The sequence below is a fragment of the Micromonospora tarensis genome (genome assembly GCF_016803395.1).
In the GTDB taxonomy this organism is placed as follows: Bacteria; Actinomycetota; Actinomycetes; order Mycobacteriales; family Micromonosporaceae; genus Micromonospora; species Micromonospora tarensis.
In genome coordinates this window covers 36,072-54,691 of sequence record NZ_JAEVHL010000019.1, presented here as the reverse complement: position 1 = coordinate 54,691, position 18,620 = coordinate 36,072, and the positions used below count along the sequence as shown (strand labels likewise).

Here is an 18,620-nt window from a genome sequence, read left to right as displayed (position 1 = left end):
CGTCACCGCGACGGAACTCCACCGCGACCGCGCCGGCGCGACCGGACACGCAGACCGGGCCGACCCAGACCGGACAGCAGACCGGGCCGACGCGGACCGGGCAGCAGGCCGGTCGACGCGGACCGTGGCCAGGGAGGAGGACGAGGCACGGTCCGCGCCGGTCGACGCGCTGCCGCAGCCGGACCGGCACGACGACGCCGTGGCCCAGGAATCGCGAATGAGCAACGCCCACCTGGCGATGCTCGTCGGTGGGCTGGTGGTCGCCCTGCTGGCCGGGTTCGGTCTGGCCCGCATCGGCACGAACGGCGACGAGCCGGCCGGCAACGCGCGGCCGGCCAGCGGACCGACCGCGTCCGGACGCGCGGTGTCCGCGAGCGACGGGCACCAACACCCCGCCGGCACCGGGCCGCACTCCCACCCGGGCGACGGCGGCACCGGGGAGACGCTGGCCACCGGCACGACGGTCAGCGCCGGCGGCTACACCCTGCAACCGCTGGAGCGGTCCCAACCCAAGGGGGTACGCGCGGACTACCGGTTCCGGATCGTCGGCACCGACCGGCAGCCGGCGACCCGCTTCACGGTCGTGCACGACAAGCCGTTGCACCTGATCGTGGTCGGGCGCGATCTGGGGGGCTACCAGCACCTGCACCCGACGATGGCGCCCGACGGCACCTGGAGCGTGCCGCTGACGCTGTCCCGCCCCGGCGGCTACCGCGTCTACGCCGACTTCTCCGTCACCGCCGCCGACGGCACGGCACGGCCTCTCGTCCTGGGCGTCGACCACGACGTGCCCGGGGCGTACGCTCCCGCCCCGCTGCCCCCGGCACGGCCGACGGCGACGGCCGGGCCGTTCGAGGTGACCATGACCGGTACGCCCACGGCGGCGGTGACGGCGCCGATGCACTTCCAGGTCAACCGCGCCGGTGGGGCGGGACCGGCCGCGCTCGAACGGTACCTGGGCGCGTACGGGCACCTCGTGGTCGTCCGCGAGGGTGACCTCGGGTACGTGCACGTCCACCCCGAACCGGAACTGGTCGACGGGCAGGTCAAGTTCTGGCTGACCGCCCCCAGCGCCGGCCGGTACCGCGCCTTCTTCGACTTCCAGGTCGGCGGGCAGGTGCACACCGCCGAGTACACGATCAACCTGCCCTGACCGGTCCGGAACTTTCGACGTACCGCGCCCGACTCTTCCTCCAGCAGCAACCATCGGAGGAAGAACACATGCGCACCACCAGTTTCGTTGGACCGCGCCGAGCCTCGGCCGCCGTCCTCACCACCGTCGCGCTCCTGACGGTCGGTGCCGCCGGCTGCGGCTCGTCCGGGCCGTCAACCGCGGCGCAGCCGAGCCCGTCGGCCTCCACGAGCGCCGTCGCGGGTGTGGTCGGCATCCGCGACCCGTGGGTCAAGGCGGCCGACAAGGGGATGACGGCGGCCTTCGGGACCCTGGTCAACGACGGCGACACCGACGTCACCGTCACTGGTGCCACGACCTCGGTGTCGCCCATGGAGCTGCACGAGATGACCATGAAGGACGGCAAGATGGTCATGCGGGCCAAGCAGGGCGGCATCGTCATCAAGGCGAAGAGCACGCACGCGTTGGAGCCCGGCGGCGACCATCTCATGCTGATGAACCTCGCCAAGCCCGTCCAGGCCGGCGACGAGTTGAGCTTCACGCTGGCCTTCGCCGACGGCAAGACCCAGCAGTTCAACGCCGTCGTCAAACCGTTCACCGGCGCTCAGGAAAGCTACGCCCCCGGGCACGGCCAGCCCATGCCCGGCATGAGCGCCACGCCGGGAATGAGCATGAGCCCGGCATCGTGACCGGCGCGTCACCTGTCCGGCCGGTGAGCAGGCGGGGCCTGCTCACGGCGGGGCCCTGGTCGCCGGTGGGGCCCTGGTCGCCGGTGGGGCCCTGGTCGCCGGTGGGGCCCTCGCTGGCGGCGCGACGATCGCCGCGACCCGTGCCGAGGGAACCGGAGAGCGGACGGCCGGCACCGGCACGACGCCGGTGGCGAGCGTTGGCGCCCTGGTCGAGCCGTTCCACGGCGCCCGGCAGGCCGGCGTGACCACCGAACCGCAGGCACACGCCGCATTCGTCGCGTTGACAGTGCGCCCCGGCACCGACCGGGCCGCACTCGGTCGGATGCTGCGACTGCTCAGCGACGACGCGGCCCGGCTCACCCAGGGCCAACCCGCGCTGGCCGACACCGAGGCAGAACTCGGGCTGCTGCCCGCCCGGCTGACAGTGACCTTCGGCTTCGGCCCCGGCCTCTACCGTGCCGCCGGCGTCGACGACCGGCGGCCGGCCTCGGTCACCGACCTACCCGCCTTCCGCGTCGACCGGCTCCAGCCAGCGTGGACCGGCGGTGACCTGCTGCTCCAGATCTGCGCCGACGACGCGATCACCGTCGCCCACGCGCAACGGGTGCTGCTCAAGGACAGCCGACCCTTCGCGACCGTCCGTTGGGTCCAACAGGGCTTCCGCCGCAGCCCCGGCGTCGAGCCGGGCGGCCACACCCAACGCAACCTGTTCGGCCAGCTCGACGGCACCGCGAACCCCCGCCCAGGGGCGCCACTGGACAGCGCCGTCTGGGTGCCGGACGGGCCCGGGTGGCTGCGCGACAGCAGCACGCTCGTCGTCCGGCGGATCAGCATGAACCTGGAGACCTGGGACCTGCTCGGCCGTACCGACCGCGAACTCGCCGTCGGGCGGCGGCTCGACACCGGCGCGCCGCTGACCGGCACCGCCGAGCACGACGAACCCGACTTCGCCGCCACCGACGCGCACGGCCTCACCGTCATCCCCGACTTCTCCCACCTGACCCGCGCCCACGTCACCGACGACCGGCTGAAAATCCTGCGCCGGCCCTACAACTACGACGGGGTGCCCACCGCCGACGGCGATGCCGACGCCGGCCTGATCTTCACCTCGTACCAGGCGGACATCGCCCGCCAGTTCCTGCCGATCCAACGCCGGCTGGCAGACCGGGACCTGCTCAACGAGTGGACCACCCCGATCGGCTCCGCCGTCTTCGCCATCCCACCGGGCTGCCAACCGGGCGGCTGGGTCGGCGAACAGGTGCTCGGATGAGGAACACCGACCGGAGACTCGCCGCTTCGACCGTGTCGTCGTCCCGACCCGCCGCCGTCCGACTCGGCGCGGCGCTGCTCGCCATCCTGGCGGCGCTGCTCATCCCCGCCACGCCGGCGTGGGCGCACAACTCGCTCCGCGCGGCGGCACCGGTTCAGGAGTCGACGGTGCCCCGTGCGCCGCGCGAGGTCGTCCTGGAGTTCATGCAGCGGCTCGACCCCACGTTCACCACGATCGTGCTCACCGACGGCGCGAAGCGGAAGATGCCCACCGGCGACCCGGTGGTCAGCGGGGCGACGGGAACCGTCCAGGTCACCGACGCGCTGCCCAACGGCACGTACACCGTCGCGTACCGGGTGGTCTCCACCGACGGACACCCGGCACAGGGGTCGTACCCGTTCACGGTGGCCGACCCCACCTCCAGCGCCGCCCCGATCAGCGGTACCGGTCCGGCGGACGCGGTCCGGGCGGCGACGCCGGACCCCGGCCGGGGCATCGGCATCCTGATCGCCGCCGCCGCGCTGGCCGTCACCGCCCTGGTGGCGGCCGGGTTGTGGTGGCGGCGCGGAGCCCGGTGAGGCGTCCGGGAACCACAGACACCTCCGACCCGACTACCCGCACAGGGCCGGAGCTGACGCGACACCACCGGGCGACCACGCCAGCAGGAGACGCACCTGACCAGGTACTTCTCGCGCATTCCGATCGGATGACCATGTCTGTTACCGAGTTGTCCGGCGCGTCGACGCCGGAGCCGTCCACCACCGCCGACGCACCACCGCAGCCGGCCCGGCGCACCTCAGCGTTCGGCGCGCTGCTGCTGCGGCTGCACTTCTACGCCGGTGTCCTCGTCGCCCCGTTCCTGGTGACCGCCGCGCTGACCGGGCTGTCCTTCACCATCACCCCGCAGCTCGACACCCTCCTCTACGGCAAGAAGCTGACCGTCGCCCAGGTGGGTGAGCGTCCGCTGCCGCTGGCCGAGCAGATCGGGGCCGCGCGCAACGCGCACCCCGACGGCAGCATCGCCACCGTGCGACCCGGCGACGGCGACCAGAGCACCCGGGTGTCGTTCGCCCTGCCGGAGCTGGGCGAGAAGCAGCACACCGTCTACGTCGACCCGTACACCGGCGAGGTCAACGGGCAGCTCACCACCTGGTTCGGCTCCACCCCGGCCACCACCTGGCTGGACGACCTGCACCGCCACCTGCACCTGGGCGCCGTCGGCGAGCACTACTCGGAGTTGGCCGCGAGCTGGCTCTGGGTGCTCGCGCTCGGCGGGGTCGTCCTGTGGTGGCGTCGGCGCGGCGCCACCCGCGGCACCGCCCGCCACCTGCTGGTGCCGGACCTGTCCGCCGGCAAGGGTGTCCGTCGCACCCGGGGCTGGCACGCCACCACCGGCATCTGGCTCACCGTCGGGCTGCTCTTCCTCTCCGCCACCGGGTTGACCTGGTCCCGCTACGCCGGAGCGAACTTCAGCGCCGGCCTCGACGCGCTCAACGCGCGTACCCCGGTCATCTCCACCAGCCTGGACGGCGCGCCGCCGGCCGCCGGCGGAGGCCATCACGGCAGCTCCGGGGCGGACGGCATGGTCGAGTCGGCCGCGTTCGACCGGGTGTCGACGGCCGCCCGCGCGGCCGGCCTCTCCGGCCCGGTCGAGATCGCCCCGGCGACCGAGCCCGGCTCGGCCTGGACCGTCACCCAGGTCGACAACACCTGGCCGGTCGCCAAGGACCGCGTCGCCGTCGACCCCACCGGCGGTCAGGTCACCGCCCGCAGCGACTTCGCCGACTGGCCAGTGCTGGCCAAACTCAGCGGCCTCGGCATCCAGGCGCACATGGGGATCCTCTTCGGCCCGGTCAACCAGATCCTGCTGGCCGCGCTCGCCCTCGGGCTGCTCTGCGTGATCGTCTGGGGCTACCGCATGTGGTGGCAACGCCGCCCGGCCCGCGCCGATCGGCGCGCCCTGGCCGGCACCCCACCCGCCCGCGGCGCGTCCGCGGGCTACCGCGCTGGGCCCTGCTGATCGGCGTACCGGTGATCGTGGCGGTCGGCTGGGCACTGCCGCTGTTCGGGCTCACAGTGCTCGCCTTCCTCGTCATCGACGTCATCGTCGGCGTGGTGTCCCGACGCCGCCGTTCCACCGCCGTCCCCACCTCCCCCGCGCCGGCCGGCAGCTGACGCGCCACCGGGTTCGGCCGCCCGTCGTTGGACGGGCGGTCGAGCTCCGTGCCGGGCACGCCTCCCGGCATGACCGGGGTGCCGGGGCAAGGGCGGGCGAGTAAAAAATTACCGACGTTCGGCCCAGCCGACGAAGCGCGAGGTCAGGTCGGGCAGCGCCGCGTCCGGGTTGAGCTTCGTCAGGTCCGCCTCGGCCTCCCTCTGGACCTTCGTCAGGTACGCCAGCAGGCCCGGCCGGTCCTCGCGGAACTGACCGAGGAGGCGCAGCTTCGCAGCCGAGCAGGGCCAGTGGGTACCGCAGTTAGGACAGCGCCACGACGGGCGTAGGGGCCTGTGCTTCGGTGCGCACCGCATCACCCGACCCGCACTGACGTACGGGCGACCGGGCGACGGGCGTTCTTTCGGCCGACGAAGGCGGGAGGGTCCTGCCAGATCAGACCGCTGGTCATCACGAACAGGGTTCGGCGGGCGATCGCATTCCCGTTTGGGGCAAGTTGGTAGCCGTCAAACCAGAGCCATCCGTCGTACGTCGCCAGTCGAGAACGCGAATGACACGCACGACGATCGGGTGCATGAACTGGACGCTCGCGGCCGTAGTGAGGCGCAGGACGTCGCCCGCCTGAACCTTCCGCACGGTGCTCCCCTGATCGTCGTTGGGAAGGGGCTGCCCTGTGAGTGCTCGCCCGCCAGGGCAGCCCCGCTTACGAACGCGACCGCCGGGTCTCGATCCTGCCGGCCGCGCCGTCTACACACACCCTGCGCGGCGTGACGGGACAGAAACAGCCCGTAGACGATATGGTCGTAGGACATTCCACGCATCCCAATGGGAGTGGCCGTGAACGACGCGTTGCGGGTCGCCCTCGATGAGACGGGCCACACCATCGAGTCGCTGGCCGAGCGGGTCGGAGTCGACAGGAAAACCGTCGCGCGCTGGCTCAACCATGACCACATACCGCACCCGCGCCATCGGGAGGCGGCGGCCGGCGCTCTGCGTCGACCCATCGGGGACATTTGGCCGGACACATCGAGACGTCGTGAACCAATTTGGTTCCGACCATGGCAAGAGATCGAGCGCGATGCGATCTCGCTGCGTTCGTACCAGTCCGTCGTCCTGCCGGGTCTGCTGCAAACCGAGGCGTACGCCCGCGCCGTGCTGGCCGGAGCCGACGTCATCACGCGAGGAGACATCGAGCGACATCTCGCTACGCGGCTCGCCCGGCAGAGCATCCTGACGCGTGACAACCCGCCGCACTTCACCGCCGTTGTCGACGAGGCAGTGCTACGGCGACCCGTCGGCGGTCGGGCCACCATGCGCGCACAGATTCAGGCTCTCCTCGTCGCGTGCGAAGCGCCACACGTGCGCGTCCACATCGTTCCGTCGTCTGTCGGTGCGTACGCCGGACTGAACGGGCCGTTCGTCATCGCCGTCGGGCCGGAGCACCGCACGGCTGGCTATCTCGACAACCAGCTTCAGGGAAATGTTGTTACCGGGACCGACGACATCGCGGCGATACTAGCGGCGTGGGAAAACGTACGCGGCGAGGCGCTCTCCCACTGGCAATCGGTCCACCTACTGACGGAGATGGCGAAGACATGGAACTGACCGGCGCGCAGTGGCGCAAGAGCACCCGTAGCAGCGGCAACGGCGGCGACTGCGTCGAGATTGCCGACAACCTTGCGGGCATCGTCGCGGTACGCGACTCGAAGGACCCGTCGGGGCCGGCGCTGACCTTCCCCCCGGCGGTGTGGGCCGCGTTCGTCGCCCAGGTCGCCGGGCGGCCGTAAGCGACACGCCACACACCTTCTGGCCCGCTCCGTCCACTTCGGCCACAGTCCGCAGGTGTGACTGCCGACTGTCGAGCTCCACTTGATGCGTGACGCCCTGGTCTCACTTGACGCGTTACGGGTTCCCTCGCGATGGGCTGCGGCTGTTACACCGAGTTACTACTCAGGGTCGGGCGGACTCGACGGCACGTCAAGGGCGCGCCGTCGGCGGCGAATCCGCGCCCTTGACCTTGGTTTGGACGGTGACAGTCTCTCAAGGGCGGATCTCTGCCGAAAGCCCTCGACCGGGCTCGGGCCGCTCTGCGCAGTGAGCGGTCAGGGTGTGGACGCCTGCCGAACCTGCTCGAAGTGGAACTCGCAAATGAAACAGTCTCGTGGTTGGCCGACCGCGAAAAGCACGCAGTCGATGACCGATCGCGCGGTGAGTTCGCTGTTCACCTGGCGGGGCCCGTCCTGAACGAAGTCCGGCGGAAACAGTGAGATTACCCGGATCCCTTCTGGCCGGAGTCGGTGCGACAGGATCTCAGCGAGTCCGGCGTGGGCATGCTTGGCGGCGTAGAAGGCGGGATGGGCACCCGAGCGGTGGTGCCGCACCTCGCCGCATGCGGAGATCATGTTGACGATGTCGGGCCGCGACGATGCCCGTAGCAGCGGCAGTAAATTTTTGGTCAACAACATGGCGCCGGTCACGCCGGCAGACATCACGCTTTCGATTTTGTCGTCCGAGACGTCTCCCAGGTCGTCACCTTCAATGTATGGGGCACCATTGTTGATCAGCACATCGAGGTGCTTCGTCCGTTCGGCCACGGCAGCGGCGAACGCGCGCACCGAGTCCGGTACGGCGAGGTCGCAGTGAAATGCGTCAGCCCGACCTGGCCCCCGCTGGCTGATCGCATCCGCGACATGCTTGGCCGCAGCCAGGTCGCGGGCCGAGAGGAAGATCTGTGCACCGCGCTCGGCGAAGGCTTCGGCCAGTAGTCGCCCGGTGTCACGTGCGGCACCGGTTATGGCGACGCGCAGGCCGTCAAGATTCATGGCCGAAGTGAAGCATGTGAACTTTGGTTGAGGTCAACAGGAACTTGCCAAGACCGGACATCCGCTCTTCGGAAGCGGATGCGCCAGCCTCTCCGGCCGCCCCGCGACAGCGAGTAGCCAACGAGCCGGGGCATCGTGTCACGCACCAAGTGAAGCCACGACGTAACGCATCAAGCGGAGTACGACAGGTGTGACTGCCGACGTCCGGGAGAAGTATCGCTACGCGGACGCGACCACGGTCTTCGTCATGCCAACGTGATGCTGTTCGCGCTCGGTCGTTGACTGACTGTGGGCGGGCCGTCGGACCGGCCGATGGGGCGCTCGCGCAGTCGCCGGAAGGAGGACGTCGTGGTGGACCGGATCGCCGACCCGTGGGGTGAGCGGACCCCGTACGGGCCGGGTCAGGAGTGGCCGGTGCGGGTGGACGGGTACCTGGCCGACGGACGGACCGAGGCCGACGTGGAGCGCTGGGTGCAGTCGGCGTCGGTGCTGCACTCCAACGGTGACGCGCTGGACATCGCGGTCGCCGACGGGCGGATCGTCGGGGTACGCGGCCGGGCGGTGGACCGGGTCAACCGGGGTCGGGTCGATCCGAAGGACCTGTACGGCTGGCAGGCCAACCACAGCCCGGACCGGTTGACCCGGCCGCTCGTCCGCGACGGTGACCGCCTGGTCGAGACGGACTGGGACACCGCGATGGGCCGCGTCGTCGCCCGGTCGAAGGAGCTCCTCGACGGCCCCGGCGGATGGGGCCACTTCGGCTTCCACACCTCCGGTCAGCTGTTCCTGGAGGAGTACTACACGCTTGGTGTGATCGGCAAGGCCGGTCTGGGCACCCCGCACATGGACGGCAACACCCGGCTCTGCACCGCCACCGCGGCGGCGGCGATGAAGGCGAGCTTCGGCACCGACGGGCAGCCCGGTTCGTACACCGACGTGGACCACTGCGACGCGATCGCGCTCTGGGGCCACAACGTCGCGGAGACGCAGACCGTGTTGTGGATGCGGATGCTGGACCGGCGTAGCGGCCCCAACCCGCCGGCGATGCTGGCGGTCGACCCGCGCGCCACCCCGGTGGCGCGGGAGGCCGACCTGCACCTCGCCGTCCGCAACGGCACCAACATGGCCCTGCTGAACGGTCTGCTCCGGGAGATCGTCCAGCGCGGCTGGTACGACAGCGACTACGTCGAGGCGCACACAGTGGGTTTCGCGGAGCTGTGCCGGATCGTGGACGGCTATCCCGCCCGCCGGGTGGCCGACATCTGCGACGTGCCGGCCGCGGACGTGGAACGCGCCGCCGAACTGCTCGGCACCTCGCAGCGACTGCTGTCGACCGTGTTGCAGGGCTTCTACCAGTCGAACCAGGCCACCGCCGCGGCCTGTGCCGTCAACAACCTGCACCTGATCCGGGGCATGATCGGGCGCCCCGGTGCCGGCATCTATCAGATGAACGGCCAGCCGACCGCCCAGAACACCCGGGAGACCGGGGCCGACGGCGACCTGCCCGGCCTGCGCAACTGGGACAACACCGCGCACATCGAGGAGCTGGCCCGGCTCTGGAACGTGGACGTGGACACCATTCCGCACTGGGCGCCGCCGACGCACGCCATGCAGGTCTTCCGGTACGCCGAGCAGGGCTCGATCAAGCTGCTGTGGATCTCCGCCACCAACCCGGCCGTCTCGCTGCCGGAGCTGCGCCGGATCCGGCGGATCCTGGCCAGGCCGGAGCTGTTCGTGGTCGTCCAGGACCTCTTCCTGACCGAGACCGCCGAACTGGCCGACGTCGTGCTGCCCGCCGCCACCTGGGGCGAGAAGACCGGCACCTTCACCAGCGTCGACCGCACGGTGCACCTCTCCGACAAGGCCGTCGACCCGCCCGGCGAGGCCCGTGCCGACCTGGACATCTTCCTCGACTACGCCCGCCGGATGGACTTCCGCGACCGGGACGGTCAACCGCTGATCCGCTGGAGCCGGCCGGAGGAGGTGTTCGAGGCCTGGAAGGAGTGTTCGCGGGGCCGGCCGTGTGACTACACCGGGATCACCTACGAGAAGCTGCGCGGCGACTCCGGCATCCAGTGGCCCTGCACCGACGAGCATCCGGACGGCACCGAGCGGCTCTACACCGACGGGGTCTTCAACACCGACCCCGACTACTGCGAGACCTACGGCCACGACCTGAGCACCGGTGCCGAGTTCACCGAGCCGGAGTACCGGGCCAAGGAGCCGCGCGGGCGGGCGTTCCTGCACACCGTCGACTACCAGCCCTCCCCGGAGGTGCCCGATGACGAGCACCCGTTGCTACTCACCACCGGGCGCACCGTCTACCAGTTCCACACCCGCACCAAGACCGGTCGCGCCCCGCAACTCGACCAGGCGGCACCGGACGTGTGGGTGGAGTTCAACCCGGCGGACGCGGCCCGGCTCGGCATCGCCGAGGGTGACCTGGTCGGCGTCTCGTCCGCACGCGGCGCCATCCAGGCGCGCGCCCGGCTCTGCGGCATCCGCCCCGGGGTGGTCTTCGTGCCCTTCCACTACGGCTACTTCGACCAGGATCCGGCCGACCGCACCCCACGCGCGGCGAACGAGCTGACCATCACCGGGTGGGACCCGGTCTCGAAGCAGCCCATCTTCAAGGTGGCGGCCGTCGCGGTGACGAAACTCGCCGACGGGCGGGGCGTACCGTCGCCGGCGCCGACGGTCGGCGGCAGCGCACCGCCCGCTGACGCGACCTGCCGCCGACCGTCGGCGGACCGGCCGCCGAGGCCACCAGCGTGAAGGAGTGAGCCGTGCACCTCGCCCATTACCTCGGTCTGCTGCACCGGGCGCAGGTCAACCTCGCCGACGCGTTCCGGCAGGTAGCCACCGCGCACGCCGAGGAACCGGACATCCAGCACCTCTGCCAGCAGCAGGCGCAACGCTGCGACGCGCACGCCGAACAACTGCACCCGTTCGTCGTCCACTACGCCGCGGGCGCGCCCGACGAACCCGACCGGCTGCACTCGCAGCTGTTCACCGGCACCCGCACCGGCGGCATCGGCCTGCTGCGCGACCTCCAGGACCTGTACCTGATGGCCGCCGAGTGCGACATCACCTGGACGGTGGTCGGGCAGGCCGCCTACGGCGTCCGCGACGAGGACCTGCTCGCCGTGGTGCTGCGCTGTGAGGGCGAGACCGCCGTCCAGCTCAAGTGGCTGCGGACGCGGATGAAGGCCGCCGCACCCCAGGCGCTCGTTGTCGCCGACTGACCGCCCGCGCGGGCGCTCCGGTCAGTGGCCGACCGGGGAGGTTTCCCGATCGGGTCGAAGCATGCGGTGGTGCAGGCGCGCCGCCTCCTCCTGGTCGGTGCTCTGACGTAGGGCGAGCCAGGCTGCCGCGATCGCCGGGTCCCTGGCGGTCGCGGCCGGCCCGGCAAGGGTGGCCAGGACTGCCGCTCGCACGGGTGTGGTGTTGGTCAGGAGACTGCCGGCGAGCACGACGGGGCCGTCCGGTGGGCCCAGCTCGCCGAGGGTGGCGACCAGTCGGGTCGCGGCCTCGGTGGTCAGCCGTTCAGCGAGGGCGTCGCCGGCCGTGGCGTGCGCGCACACCAGGGGTGCCAGCGTGGCGAAGGCCGCCGGTTGCTGCCGACCGGCCCAGCGCACGAGTTCGTCGCAGTTGGTCGCTCCGGCCTGGGCCGCGACGGCGGCCGCCAGCCCGGCGGGCACGGTGGGCCCGGACCAGGCTCGGGCGACCGAACGGACTGCCTGCAGGCCCAGCCAGAGGCCCGAGCCCTCGTCGCCGAGCAGCCAGCCGAGGCCGTCGGCGGTGCGGCTGACGCGCCAGTCGTCGATGCGGGCGGCGACCGCGCCGGTGCCGGCGATGAGCACTGCCCCCGAGGACGCCGGGGTGCCCGCCGCGAAGGCCGTCACCGCGTCGCCGACGATGGTGACCGGGCAGGTCAGTCCCTGCCGGGCCCACTCCTGGTCAAAGGCGGCGGTGAGCTCCGGGTCCGTCATGATGCCCGCACCGGCGATGCCCGCGACGCCGCCGAGCACGGCCGAGGGGTCGTGCTCGGCGAGGGCTCGCGCACCGCCCGCACCGATGCGGCGGGCGGCGGCCGGTCCGGCCGAGGTCGGGTTGCCCGGCCCCGCCGTGCCACGGCCCACCACGGTGCCGTCGCGGGTGGCCACGACCGCCCGGGACGACGTGCCGCCGGCATCCAGGCCCAGTACCAGCATCATGCCGGAGATCGAAGCATAGAAAATTGCTGTTGACTAGACGTTGATGTGGTCGTAATTTTCATCTTCATAGCTAATCGATGAAAAGGACGATCACTGGTGACGGGTGAGAGTGGTGGACTGCTGGTGCGGCTCCGGATGGAGGGGCCGACCATGCCGGAGGCTCTGGCGAAGATCGCCGAAGCCATCCTCGACGATCCGGAGACGGCGGCCCACGCCAGCATCGTCGACCTGGCCGAACGATCCGGGACCTCCACCGCGACGGTCACCCGCTTCAGCCGGGCACTCGGCTTCAAGGGGTACGCCAACCTGCGGGTAGCCGTCGCCACCGAGACCGGGCGCGCCGAGCAGGCACGCTGGGAGACCGACATCTCCGGAGACATCGCGCCGGAGGACCCGATCGGCAGCGTCCTCGACGTGATCACCGCCGCGGACACCCGGGCCATCCAGGCGACCGCGTCCGGCCTGGACACCGCCACCGTCGAACGGGTGGCGGCCGCGATCGCCGCCGCCGGCCGAGTGGAGATCTTCGGTCTGGGCAGCAGCGGCACCGCCGGCAGCGAGATGGCGTTCCGGCTCGAACGCATCCGGATCCCGGTGCGGTACCGCGCCGACACGCACACCGCCCTCACCAACGCCGCGCTGCTCGGGCCGGGCGACGTCGCGATCAGCCTGTCGCACTCCGGCCGGACCCGTGAGGCGATCGAGATGCTCGCCGAGGCCGCCGATCACGGCGCGCTGACCGTGGCGGTCACCTCGTACGCCCGCTCACCGCTGGCCGAGGTCGCCGACGTCGTCTTCACCACCTCGGTGCACGAGACCACGTTCCGGCTCGCCGCCCTCTCCGCGCTGCACTCGCAGCTGCTGATCCTCGACCTGATCTACGTCGCCGTCGCACAGCGCACCTACGAGCGCACCGCCGAGGCTCTCGAACTCACCGTGCGGGCCGTCGACGCACACCGAATGCCGGACACCAATGCGAACCGCAAGCGAGCACGGAAGGAAAGACCGCTGTGACGATCACAAGCGCGGACTATGTCGAGGTCATCACCGAGGCCATCGAGCGTGTCGGCACCACCCAGGGCGACCGGGTGGCGCGCGCCGCCGACCTGCTGACCGCGACGCTCCAGGCCGGCGGGGTGATCCAGGCGTTCGGCTGCGGACACTCCGAGGCACTCGCCATGGAGATCGCCGGTCGGGCCGGCGGTCTCGTACCCACCAACAGGATCGCCCTACGCGACATCGTCCTGTACGGCGGCGAGCCGACGAGCGTGCTCGGTGACCCGCAACTCGAACGCACGCCCGACGTCGCCCACCGCCTCTACGCCCTCGCCCCGATCAAGCCCGACGACGCGTTCGTCATCGCCTCCAACTCCGGCGTCAACGGCGCGGTGGTGGAGATGGCCCACCTGGTGAAACAGCGCGGACACGCGCTGATCGCGATCACCTCGGTCGAGCACTCCGCCCGGGTCGAGTCGCGGCACGACAGCGGGCTCAAGCTCGCCGACCTGGCCGACGTCGTGCTCGACAACGGCGCGCCGTACGGCGACGCGGCCCTCGACTACGGCACCGGCGCGGTCGGGGCCGTCTCGTCGATCACCGCGGCACTGCTGGCCCAGCAGATCGTCACCGAGGTGGTGGCCCGGCTGCTGGCGCTCAACGTCACCCCGCCGGTCTATCTGTCCGACAACGTGCCGGGCGGGCGGGAGCACAACAAACTCATCGAAGCGCGGTACGCCGGCCGCATCCGGCGTACCGCATAGGGAGAAGGCCCAGCTGATGAACCGTTCACCCGAGTCCGGACCGCATCCAACGAGACGAACCGTGCTGCGCGCGGCGGCGACCGCCGGTGTCGCGCTGCCAGTGCTCAGCGCCTGCGTGACCGGTGGCAGCGACGACCAGGACCGCGCCGCCGGCAACACCGGGACCAAGAACGCCGACAACCCACTGGGCGTCAAGGCGGACGCGCCGCTCGAGGTCGTGATCTTCAAGGGCGGGTACGGCGACGAGTACGCCAAGCGCGCCGAGACGCTCTACACCCAGAAGTACCCGGGCGCGAAAATCGACCACCAGGGCGTCCAGAAGATCGGCGAGGCGTTGCAGCCTCGGTTCGTCGCGAACACCCCACCGGACGTGGTGGACAACACCGGTGCCAGCCGCCTCGACATCGCGACGCTGGTCTCCGCCAAGCAGGTGAGTGATCTCAGCGAGCTGCTCGACGCTCCCGCCTTCGACGATCCGAGCCGGACGGTGCGCGACACGTTGCTGCCCGGGGTGGTCGCCGACGGCACGTTCGACACGGTGCCGCTGACGCTCAACTTCACCTACACCGTCTGGGGTCTCTGGTATTCCAAGCCGCTCTTCGCGGCGAAGGGCTGGACCTTCCCGACGACCTGGGACGACATGCTCACGCTCTGCGCGACCATCAAGGCGGCGGGCATCGCCCCCTGGACCTACCAGGGCAAGTACCCGGAGTACATCAACGACCCACTGCTCGGCATGGCCGCCAAGACCGGCGGGCCGGCGCTGGTCAAGGCCGTGGACAACCTGGAACCGAACGCGTGGCGCGCGCCGGGTCTGCTCGGCGCGGCCGAGGCGTTCGCCGAGCTGGCCGGCAAGGGTTACCTGATGTCCGGCTCCGAGGCGCTGTCGCACACCGAGGCGCAGGCGGCCTGGTCGCAGGGCAAGGCGGCGATCATCCCCTGCGGGTCCTGGCTGGAGAGTGAGCAGAAGGGCGTCACGCCGGCGAACTTCGACATGGTGATGGCCCCGGTCCCGGCGCGGACGACGGCGGACGTCCTGAAGCACACGGCGGTGCAGGCGGCGAGCAGCGAATCGTTCCTGGTGCCGGCGAAGGCCAAGAACCCCGCCGGCGGTATGGAGTATCTGCGGATCCTGTTCTCCAAGCAGTCGGCGAAGGCGTTCGCCGAGACCGCCGGGACCCTGCCCGCCGTGGCCGGGGCCACCGACGGTCTCACGCTGAGCAGCGGCCTCGGCTCGGTCCGCGACGCGGTCCGGGCGGCCGGCACCGAGACCTTCACCTACCGGTTCCGCACCTGGTACGCCCCGCTGGCGAAGGCCGTCGACGATGCCACCGGCGAGCTGGTGAACAGGCGGATCACCGCGAGCCAGTGGTCGGACCGGATCCAGAAGGCGGCCGACGGGCTGGCCAAGGACTCCACTGTGAAGAAGTACACCCGCTGATGAGACACGGTCGGTGGCGGTTCCTCGCCGGCGCGCTGGTGCCCGCGCTGGTGCTGCACGCCGTGTTCGTGCTGTCGCCGTACGCGCAGGCCTTCTACCTGTCGCTGACCGACTGGACCGGCGTCGCCGGCGAGGCGCGGTTCGTCGGTGCGGGCAACTACGCCCGCCTCGGCGGCGACTCCCTGTTCCTGCACGCGGTCCGGAACAACGCGGTGATGCTGGTCGTGGTGCCGCTGGTGACCATCGGCATCGGGCTGTTCCTGGCGAACATGATGCACCTCGGTGGCCACGGTGGACGACGGGGGATCGCGGGCTCCGGCGCGTACCAGATTGTCTATTTCTTTCCGCAGTTGTTGTCCCTGGTGGTCATCGCGGTGCTGTGGGGGTTCGTCTACAACCCCAACAACGGGCTGCTGAACGGGGCGCTGCGGGCGGTCGGCCTGGACGGGCTGACCCGCAGTTGGCTCGCGTCGCCGTCCCTGGCGCTGGTCGCGGTGATGGCGGTCCTGGTCTGGTCGTCGGTGGGCTTCTACGTGGTGCTGTTCAGCGCGGCGATCGACAGCATCCCGCGCGAGCTGTTCGAAGCGGCGCTGCTCGACGGGGCCGGCGGCTGGGCGACCTTCCGCACTGTGACGTTTCCGCTGGTGCGGGAGAGCGTGCACGTCGCGTTCGTGTATCTCGGCATAGCGGCGCTGGACGCCTTCGCCGTCGTGCAGGTGATGACCGTCGGGCCCGGCGGGCCGGACGGCGCGACCGAGGTGATCGGGCTGTCGCTCTACCGCAACGCCTTCCAGTACGGGAAGTTCGGCTACGCCTCGGCCATGGGCGTCGCGCTGTTCTTCGCCACGCTGACCCTGGCCGTGCTGGCGCTGCGGTCCGGGCGCAGGGAGAGGCTGGAGCTGGCATGACCGACTGCACCGCAGCGCAGCAAGGGCCAGGAGGGCACGCCGAGGGGGGATCCGCATGACCGTGACACGTGAGCGAGCGGCGGTGGTCGGTGCGGGGCCCGCCCCGGCACGTGATGCCCGCCGGTCCGGAGCCGCCTTTCCGGTGCACCTCGCCATGCTGGCCTGGGCCGTCGTCACCGCGCTTCCGCTGCTCTGGGCGGTGGTGAGCTCCTTCAAGACCGACAACGAGATCCTCAACGACCCGTGGTCCCTGCCCGCCTCGCCGCAGTTCGACAACTGGTCCCGGGCCTGGACCCAGGCCAGCATCGGCCGCTACTTCCTCAACAGCGTCATCGTCGTGGGCGGCGCGCTCCTGCTGACCATGCTGTTGGGCTCGCTGGTCGCCTACGCCCTGGCCCGCTACGAGTTCCGCGGTAACCGGCTCGTCTACTACACCTTCGTCGCGGCGATGTTCTTCCCGGTGTTCCTGGCGCTGGTGCCACTGTTCTTCGTCGTCCAACAGTTGGGCCTGCTGGGCACGTACCCCGGTCTGATCCTGGTGTACGCGGCGTACGCCGTACCCTTCACTGTCTTCTTCCTGCACGCGTTCTTCCGCACGCTGCCCGGCGAGGTGGCGGAGGCGGCGTTCATCGACGGATGCTCGCACAGCGGGGTGTTCTTCCGCGTGATGCTGCCGATGGCCCGGCCGGGCCTGGTGGCCGTCGGCATCTTCAATTTCCTCGGGCTGTGGAACCAGTACCTGCTGCCACTGGTTCTCAATCCCGACCCAGACCGGTACGTCCTGGCGCAGGGTCTGGCCGCCCTGTCGGTCAGCCAGGGGTATCGCAGCGACTGGAGCGGTCTGTTCGCCGGTTTGACCATCGCCATGCTGCCGGTGCTCGTCGCCTACGTCGCGTTCCAACGGCACATCCGCGCCGGTATGACCGCTGGCGCGGTCAAGTAGGTCCCCTTTCCACCCCCACCCATCGGAGGACCCGACTCATGTCCATCGACAAACGTAGATCGATAGGGTTCGCGGGAGTAGCGGCCCTGCTCGGCACGCTGGCAGTCTTCAGCAGCGCACCGAGCGCCTCCGCCGCCGAGTGCGGCTACCTGTTCGACGACTTCTCCTACACCTCGTCGAGCGACAGTTCGCTGACCGCGCACGGCTGGACCCCGCGCAGCTACGCCGGCGGCCCGGGCGTGCCCGGGGCGACCTGGTCCCCGAACAGCATCACCTTCCCCACCGTCAGCGGCCAGAAGGTCATGCAGCTCACCGCCTCCACCGACGGCACCGGCGCCGGCACCAACCAGGCTGAGCTCTACAGCACCCAGAAGCGCTACCTGGAAGGCACCTACGCCAGCCGGGTGCGCTTCACCGACACCCCCACCAGCGGCAACGACGGCGACCACATCAACCAGACGTTCTTCACCATCAGCCCGTTGAACGGTGACCTCGACCCCACCTACAGCGAGTTGGACATCTCCGAGTACCTACCCAACGGCGGGTGGGGCGAGACCGGCCCGATCAACTACCAGACCACCTGGTACACGTACCGCAACGACCCCTGGTACGCGGACAACGTGCACTCGGAGCAGCGCAGCAGCCTCAACGGCTGGCACGACCTGGTGGCGACCGTCGCGAACGGCCATGTCATCTACTACATCGACGGTGTGCAGGTGGGCGACCACTCGGGCAAGTTCTACCCCCGGCAGACGATGACGATCAACTGGAACCTCTGGTTCATCGACACGGCGGCCCACACCGGTGGGCTGAGCACCTACATCCAGCAGGTCGACTGGGTGCTGTTCGCGAAGAACCAGGTGCTGACCCCGGCGCAGGTGACGTCGAAGACGGCGGCGTACCGGACGGCGGGCAGCGCGTTCGCGGACACGGTGGCCACGACCGGTGGCTGCTCGAACCCGACCAACCCGCCGACCACGCCGCCAACCACGCCGCCCACGACTCCGCCCACCACGCCGCCGGCCGGCAGCTGTGCGACCGCGCCGGAGTGGGCCTTCGGCACGGCCTACGCCGGTGGCCAGACGGTGAAGCACGAGAAGAGCAGGTACGGCGACCCGAGCGGTCCGCCGTCGGGCGACGGCAAGCACCTGTGGCGGGCGCGGTACTGGACGCAGGGCTCCGAGCCGGGTTGGACCCAGCAGTGGGAGGATCTCGGCCGCTGCTGAACGGCAGCTGAAGCAGGTTACCGACGGCCGCTCGCCAGT

The 18,620-nt window shown here is 70.6% G+C and carries 18 protein-coding genes and 2 pseudogenes; 16 read left to right on the top strand and 4 right to left on the bottom strand.

Features of this window, described 5'->3' with window-relative positions:
• The 6 genes and pseudogenes from JM949_RS07180 to JM949_RS36620 all read left to right on the top strand — a co-directional run.
• Positions 1–1,153 (top strand): annotated as a pseudogene (locus JM949_RS07180) (copper resistance protein CopC); the annotation flags it as partial.
• Positions 1,154–1,221: 68 nt separating this feature from the next.
• The gene (locus JM949_RS07175; protein WP_203147647.1) at positions 1,222–1,821 is read left to right on the top strand and encodes a copper chaperone PCu(A)C; all 600 of its coding nucleotides are present in this window, start codon (positions 1,222–1,224) and stop codon (positions 1,819–1,821) included.
• A gap of 55 nt (positions 1,822–1,876) precedes the next feature.
• A complete protein-coding gene (locus JM949_RS07170; protein ID WP_203147652.1) occupies positions 1,877–3,091 on the top strand; it encodes a Dyp-type peroxidase in 1,215 nt (404 codons plus the stop codon).
• Positions 3,088–3,669 carry a copper resistance CopC family protein gene (locus JM949_RS07165; RefSeq protein ID WP_203147646.1) on the top strand — a complete coding sequence of 194 codons (582 nt, stop codon included), beginning with the start codon at positions 3,088–3,090 and terminating at the stop codon, positions 3,667–3,669. The genes JM949_RS07170 and JM949_RS07165 overlap by 4 nt, the downstream gene beginning before the upstream one ends.
• A 128-nt stretch (positions 3,670–3,797) precedes the next feature.
• Positions 3,798–5,111, top strand: a complete 1,314-nt coding sequence (locus tag JM949_RS07160) for a PepSY-associated TM helix domain-containing protein (RefSeq protein ID WP_238432720.1) — start codon at positions 3,798–3,800, stop codon at positions 5,109–5,111.
• 11 nt (positions 5,112–5,122) lie between these two features.
• Positions 5,123–5,266, top strand: coding sequence for a hypothetical protein (locus JM949_RS36620; protein ID WP_238432719.1), 144 nt, complete (start codon positions 5,123–5,125; stop codon positions 5,264–5,266).
• A 108-nt stretch (positions 5,267–5,374) separates the two neighbouring features.
• Here JM949_RS36620 and JM949_RS07155 read toward each other — a convergent pair whose 3' ends face one another.
• Positions 5,375–5,620 (bottom strand): flavin reductase, encoded by a 246-nt coding sequence (locus JM949_RS07155; RefSeq protein WP_203147645.1) that lies wholly within the window; start codon positions 5,618–5,620, stop codon positions 5,375–5,377.
• A pseudogene (locus JM949_RS36615) lies at positions 5,620–5,840 on the bottom strand (hypothetical protein). The gene JM949_RS07155 and the pseudogene JM949_RS36615 overlap by 1 nt, the downstream one beginning before the upstream one ends.
• Positions 5,841–6,101: 261 nt before the next feature.
• Here JM949_RS36615 and JM949_RS07150 point away from each other — a divergent pair.
• On the top strand, positions 6,102–6,869 hold the full coding sequence (locus tag JM949_RS07150; RefSeq protein ID WP_203147644.1) for a helix-turn-helix domain-containing protein: 768 nt from the start codon (positions 6,102–6,104) through the stop codon (positions 6,867–6,869).
• Entirely contained in the window at positions 6,860–7,051 is a 192-nt protein-coding gene (locus JM949_RS07145; protein ID WP_203147643.1) for a DUF397 domain-containing protein, read from the top strand. The genes JM949_RS07150 and JM949_RS07145 overlap by 10 nt, the downstream gene beginning before the upstream one ends.
• A gap of 315 nt (positions 7,052–7,366) precedes the next feature.
• On the opposite strand, the gene JM949_RS07140 is transcribed toward JM949_RS07145, so the two are convergent.
• Positions 7,367–8,086 (bottom strand): SDR family NAD(P)-dependent oxidoreductase, encoded by a 720-nt coding sequence (locus tag JM949_RS07140; RefSeq protein WP_203147642.1) that lies wholly within the window; start codon positions 8,084–8,086, stop codon positions 7,367–7,369.
• A 348-nt stretch (positions 8,087–8,434) separates the two neighbouring features.
• On the opposite strand from JM949_RS07140, the gene JM949_RS07135 reads away from it, so the two are divergent.
• A complete protein-coding gene (locus JM949_RS07135) occupies positions 8,435–10,861 on the top strand; it encodes a molybdopterin oxidoreductase family protein (RefSeq protein WP_203147641.1) in 2,427 nt (808 codons plus the stop codon).
• A gap of 11 nt (positions 10,862–10,872) precedes the next feature.
• The gene (locus JM949_RS07130; protein WP_203147640.1) at positions 10,873–11,331 is read left to right on the top strand and encodes a hypothetical protein; all 459 of its coding nucleotides are present in this window, start codon (positions 10,873–10,875) and stop codon (positions 11,329–11,331) included.
• A 21-nt stretch (positions 11,332–11,352) separates the two neighbouring features.
• On the opposite strand, the gene JM949_RS07125 is transcribed toward JM949_RS07130, so the two are convergent.
• Positions 11,353–12,303, bottom strand: a complete 951-nt coding sequence (locus tag JM949_RS07125) for an N-acetylglucosamine kinase (RefSeq protein WP_203147639.1) — start codon at positions 12,301–12,303, stop codon at positions 11,353–11,355.
• 96 nt (positions 12,304–12,399) lie between these two features.
• Between JM949_RS07125 and JM949_RS07120 the strand changes: the two genes are divergently transcribed.
• The 6 genes from JM949_RS07120 to JM949_RS07095 are packed head-to-tail and all read left to right on the top strand — an operon-like array spanning position 12,400 to position 18,581.
• Entirely contained in the window at positions 12,400–13,317 is a 918-nt protein-coding gene (locus JM949_RS07120; protein ID WP_203147638.1) for a MurR/RpiR family transcriptional regulator, read from the top strand.
• On the top strand, positions 13,314–14,063 hold the full coding sequence (locus tag JM949_RS07115; protein ID WP_203147637.1) for a sugar isomerase domain-containing protein: 750 nt from the start codon (positions 13,314–13,316) through the stop codon (positions 14,061–14,063). Before JM949_RS07120 ends, JM949_RS07115 begins: the two co-directional genes overlap by 4 nt.
• A gap of 16 nt (positions 14,064–14,079) precedes the next feature.
• On the top strand, positions 14,080–15,504 hold the full coding sequence (ngcE, locus tag JM949_RS07110; RefSeq protein WP_203147636.1) for an N-acetylglucosamine/diacetylchitobiose ABC transporter substrate-binding protein: 1,425 nt from the start codon (positions 14,080–14,082) through the stop codon (positions 15,502–15,504).
• On the top strand, positions 15,504–16,412 hold the full coding sequence (locus tag JM949_RS07105) for a carbohydrate ABC transporter permease (protein ID WP_203147635.1): 909 nt from the start codon (positions 15,504–15,506) through the stop codon (positions 16,410–16,412). Before ngcE ends, JM949_RS07105 begins: the two co-directional genes overlap by 1 nt.
• Before the next feature lie 55 nt (positions 16,413–16,467).
• On the top strand, positions 16,468–17,355 hold the full coding sequence (locus JM949_RS07100; protein WP_407664708.1) for a carbohydrate ABC transporter permease: 888 nt from the start codon (positions 16,468–16,470) through the stop codon (positions 17,353–17,355).
• A gap of 38 nt (positions 17,356–17,393) precedes the next feature.
• Positions 17,394–18,581 (top strand): glycoside hydrolase family 16 protein, encoded by a 1,188-nt coding sequence (locus tag JM949_RS07095; RefSeq protein ID WP_203147634.1) that lies wholly within the window; start codon positions 17,394–17,396, stop codon positions 18,579–18,581.
• Positions 18,582–18,620: the final 39 nt, after the last annotated feature.

What these genes read in the sequence shown, in the direction of transcription:
- JM949_RS07175 (WP_203147647.1), top strand. Translation starts at nt 1,222, where the DNA reads ATGCGCACCACCAGTTTCGTTGGACCGCGCCGAGCCTCGGCCGCCGTC.
- JM949_RS07165 (WP_203147646.1), top strand. Translation starts at nt 3,088, where the DNA reads ATGAGGAACACCGACCGGAGACTCGCCGCTTCGACCGTGTCGTCGTCC.
- JM949_RS07160 (WP_238432720.1), top strand. Translation starts at nt 3,798, where the DNA reads ATGACCATGTCTGTTACCGAGTTGTCCGGCGCGTCGACGCCGGAGCCG.
- JM949_RS07155 (WP_203147645.1), bottom strand. Translation starts at nt 5,620, where the DNA reads ATGCGGTGCGCACCGAAGCACAGGCCCCTACGCCCGTCGTGGCGCTGT.
- JM949_RS07145 (WP_203147643.1), top strand. Translation starts at nt 6,860, where the DNA reads ATGGAACTGACCGGCGCGCAGTGGCGCAAGAGCACCCGTAGCAGCGGC.
- JM949_RS07140 (WP_203147642.1), bottom strand. Translation starts at nt 8,086, where the DNA reads ATGAATCTTGACGGCCTGCGCGTCGCCATAACCGGTGCCGCACGTGAC.
- JM949_RS07125 (WP_203147639.1), bottom strand. Translation starts at nt 12,303, where the DNA reads ATGATGCTGGTACTGGGCCTGGATGCCGGCGGCACGTCGTCCCGGGCG.
- ngcE (WP_203147636.1), top strand. Translation starts at nt 14,080, where the DNA reads ATGAACCGTTCACCCGAGTCCGGACCGCATCCAACGAGACGAACCGTG.
- JM949_RS07105 (WP_203147635.1), top strand. Translation starts at nt 15,504, where the DNA reads ATGAGACACGGTCGGTGGCGGTTCCTCGCCGGCGCGCTGGTGCCCGCG.
- JM949_RS07100 (WP_407664708.1), top strand. Translation starts at nt 16,468, where the DNA reads ATGACCGTGACACGTGAGCGAGCGGCGGTGGTCGGTGCGGGGCCCGCC.
- JM949_RS07095 (WP_203147634.1), top strand. Translation starts at nt 17,394, where the DNA reads ATGTCCATCGACAAACGTAGATCGATAGGGTTCGCGGGAGTAGCGGCC.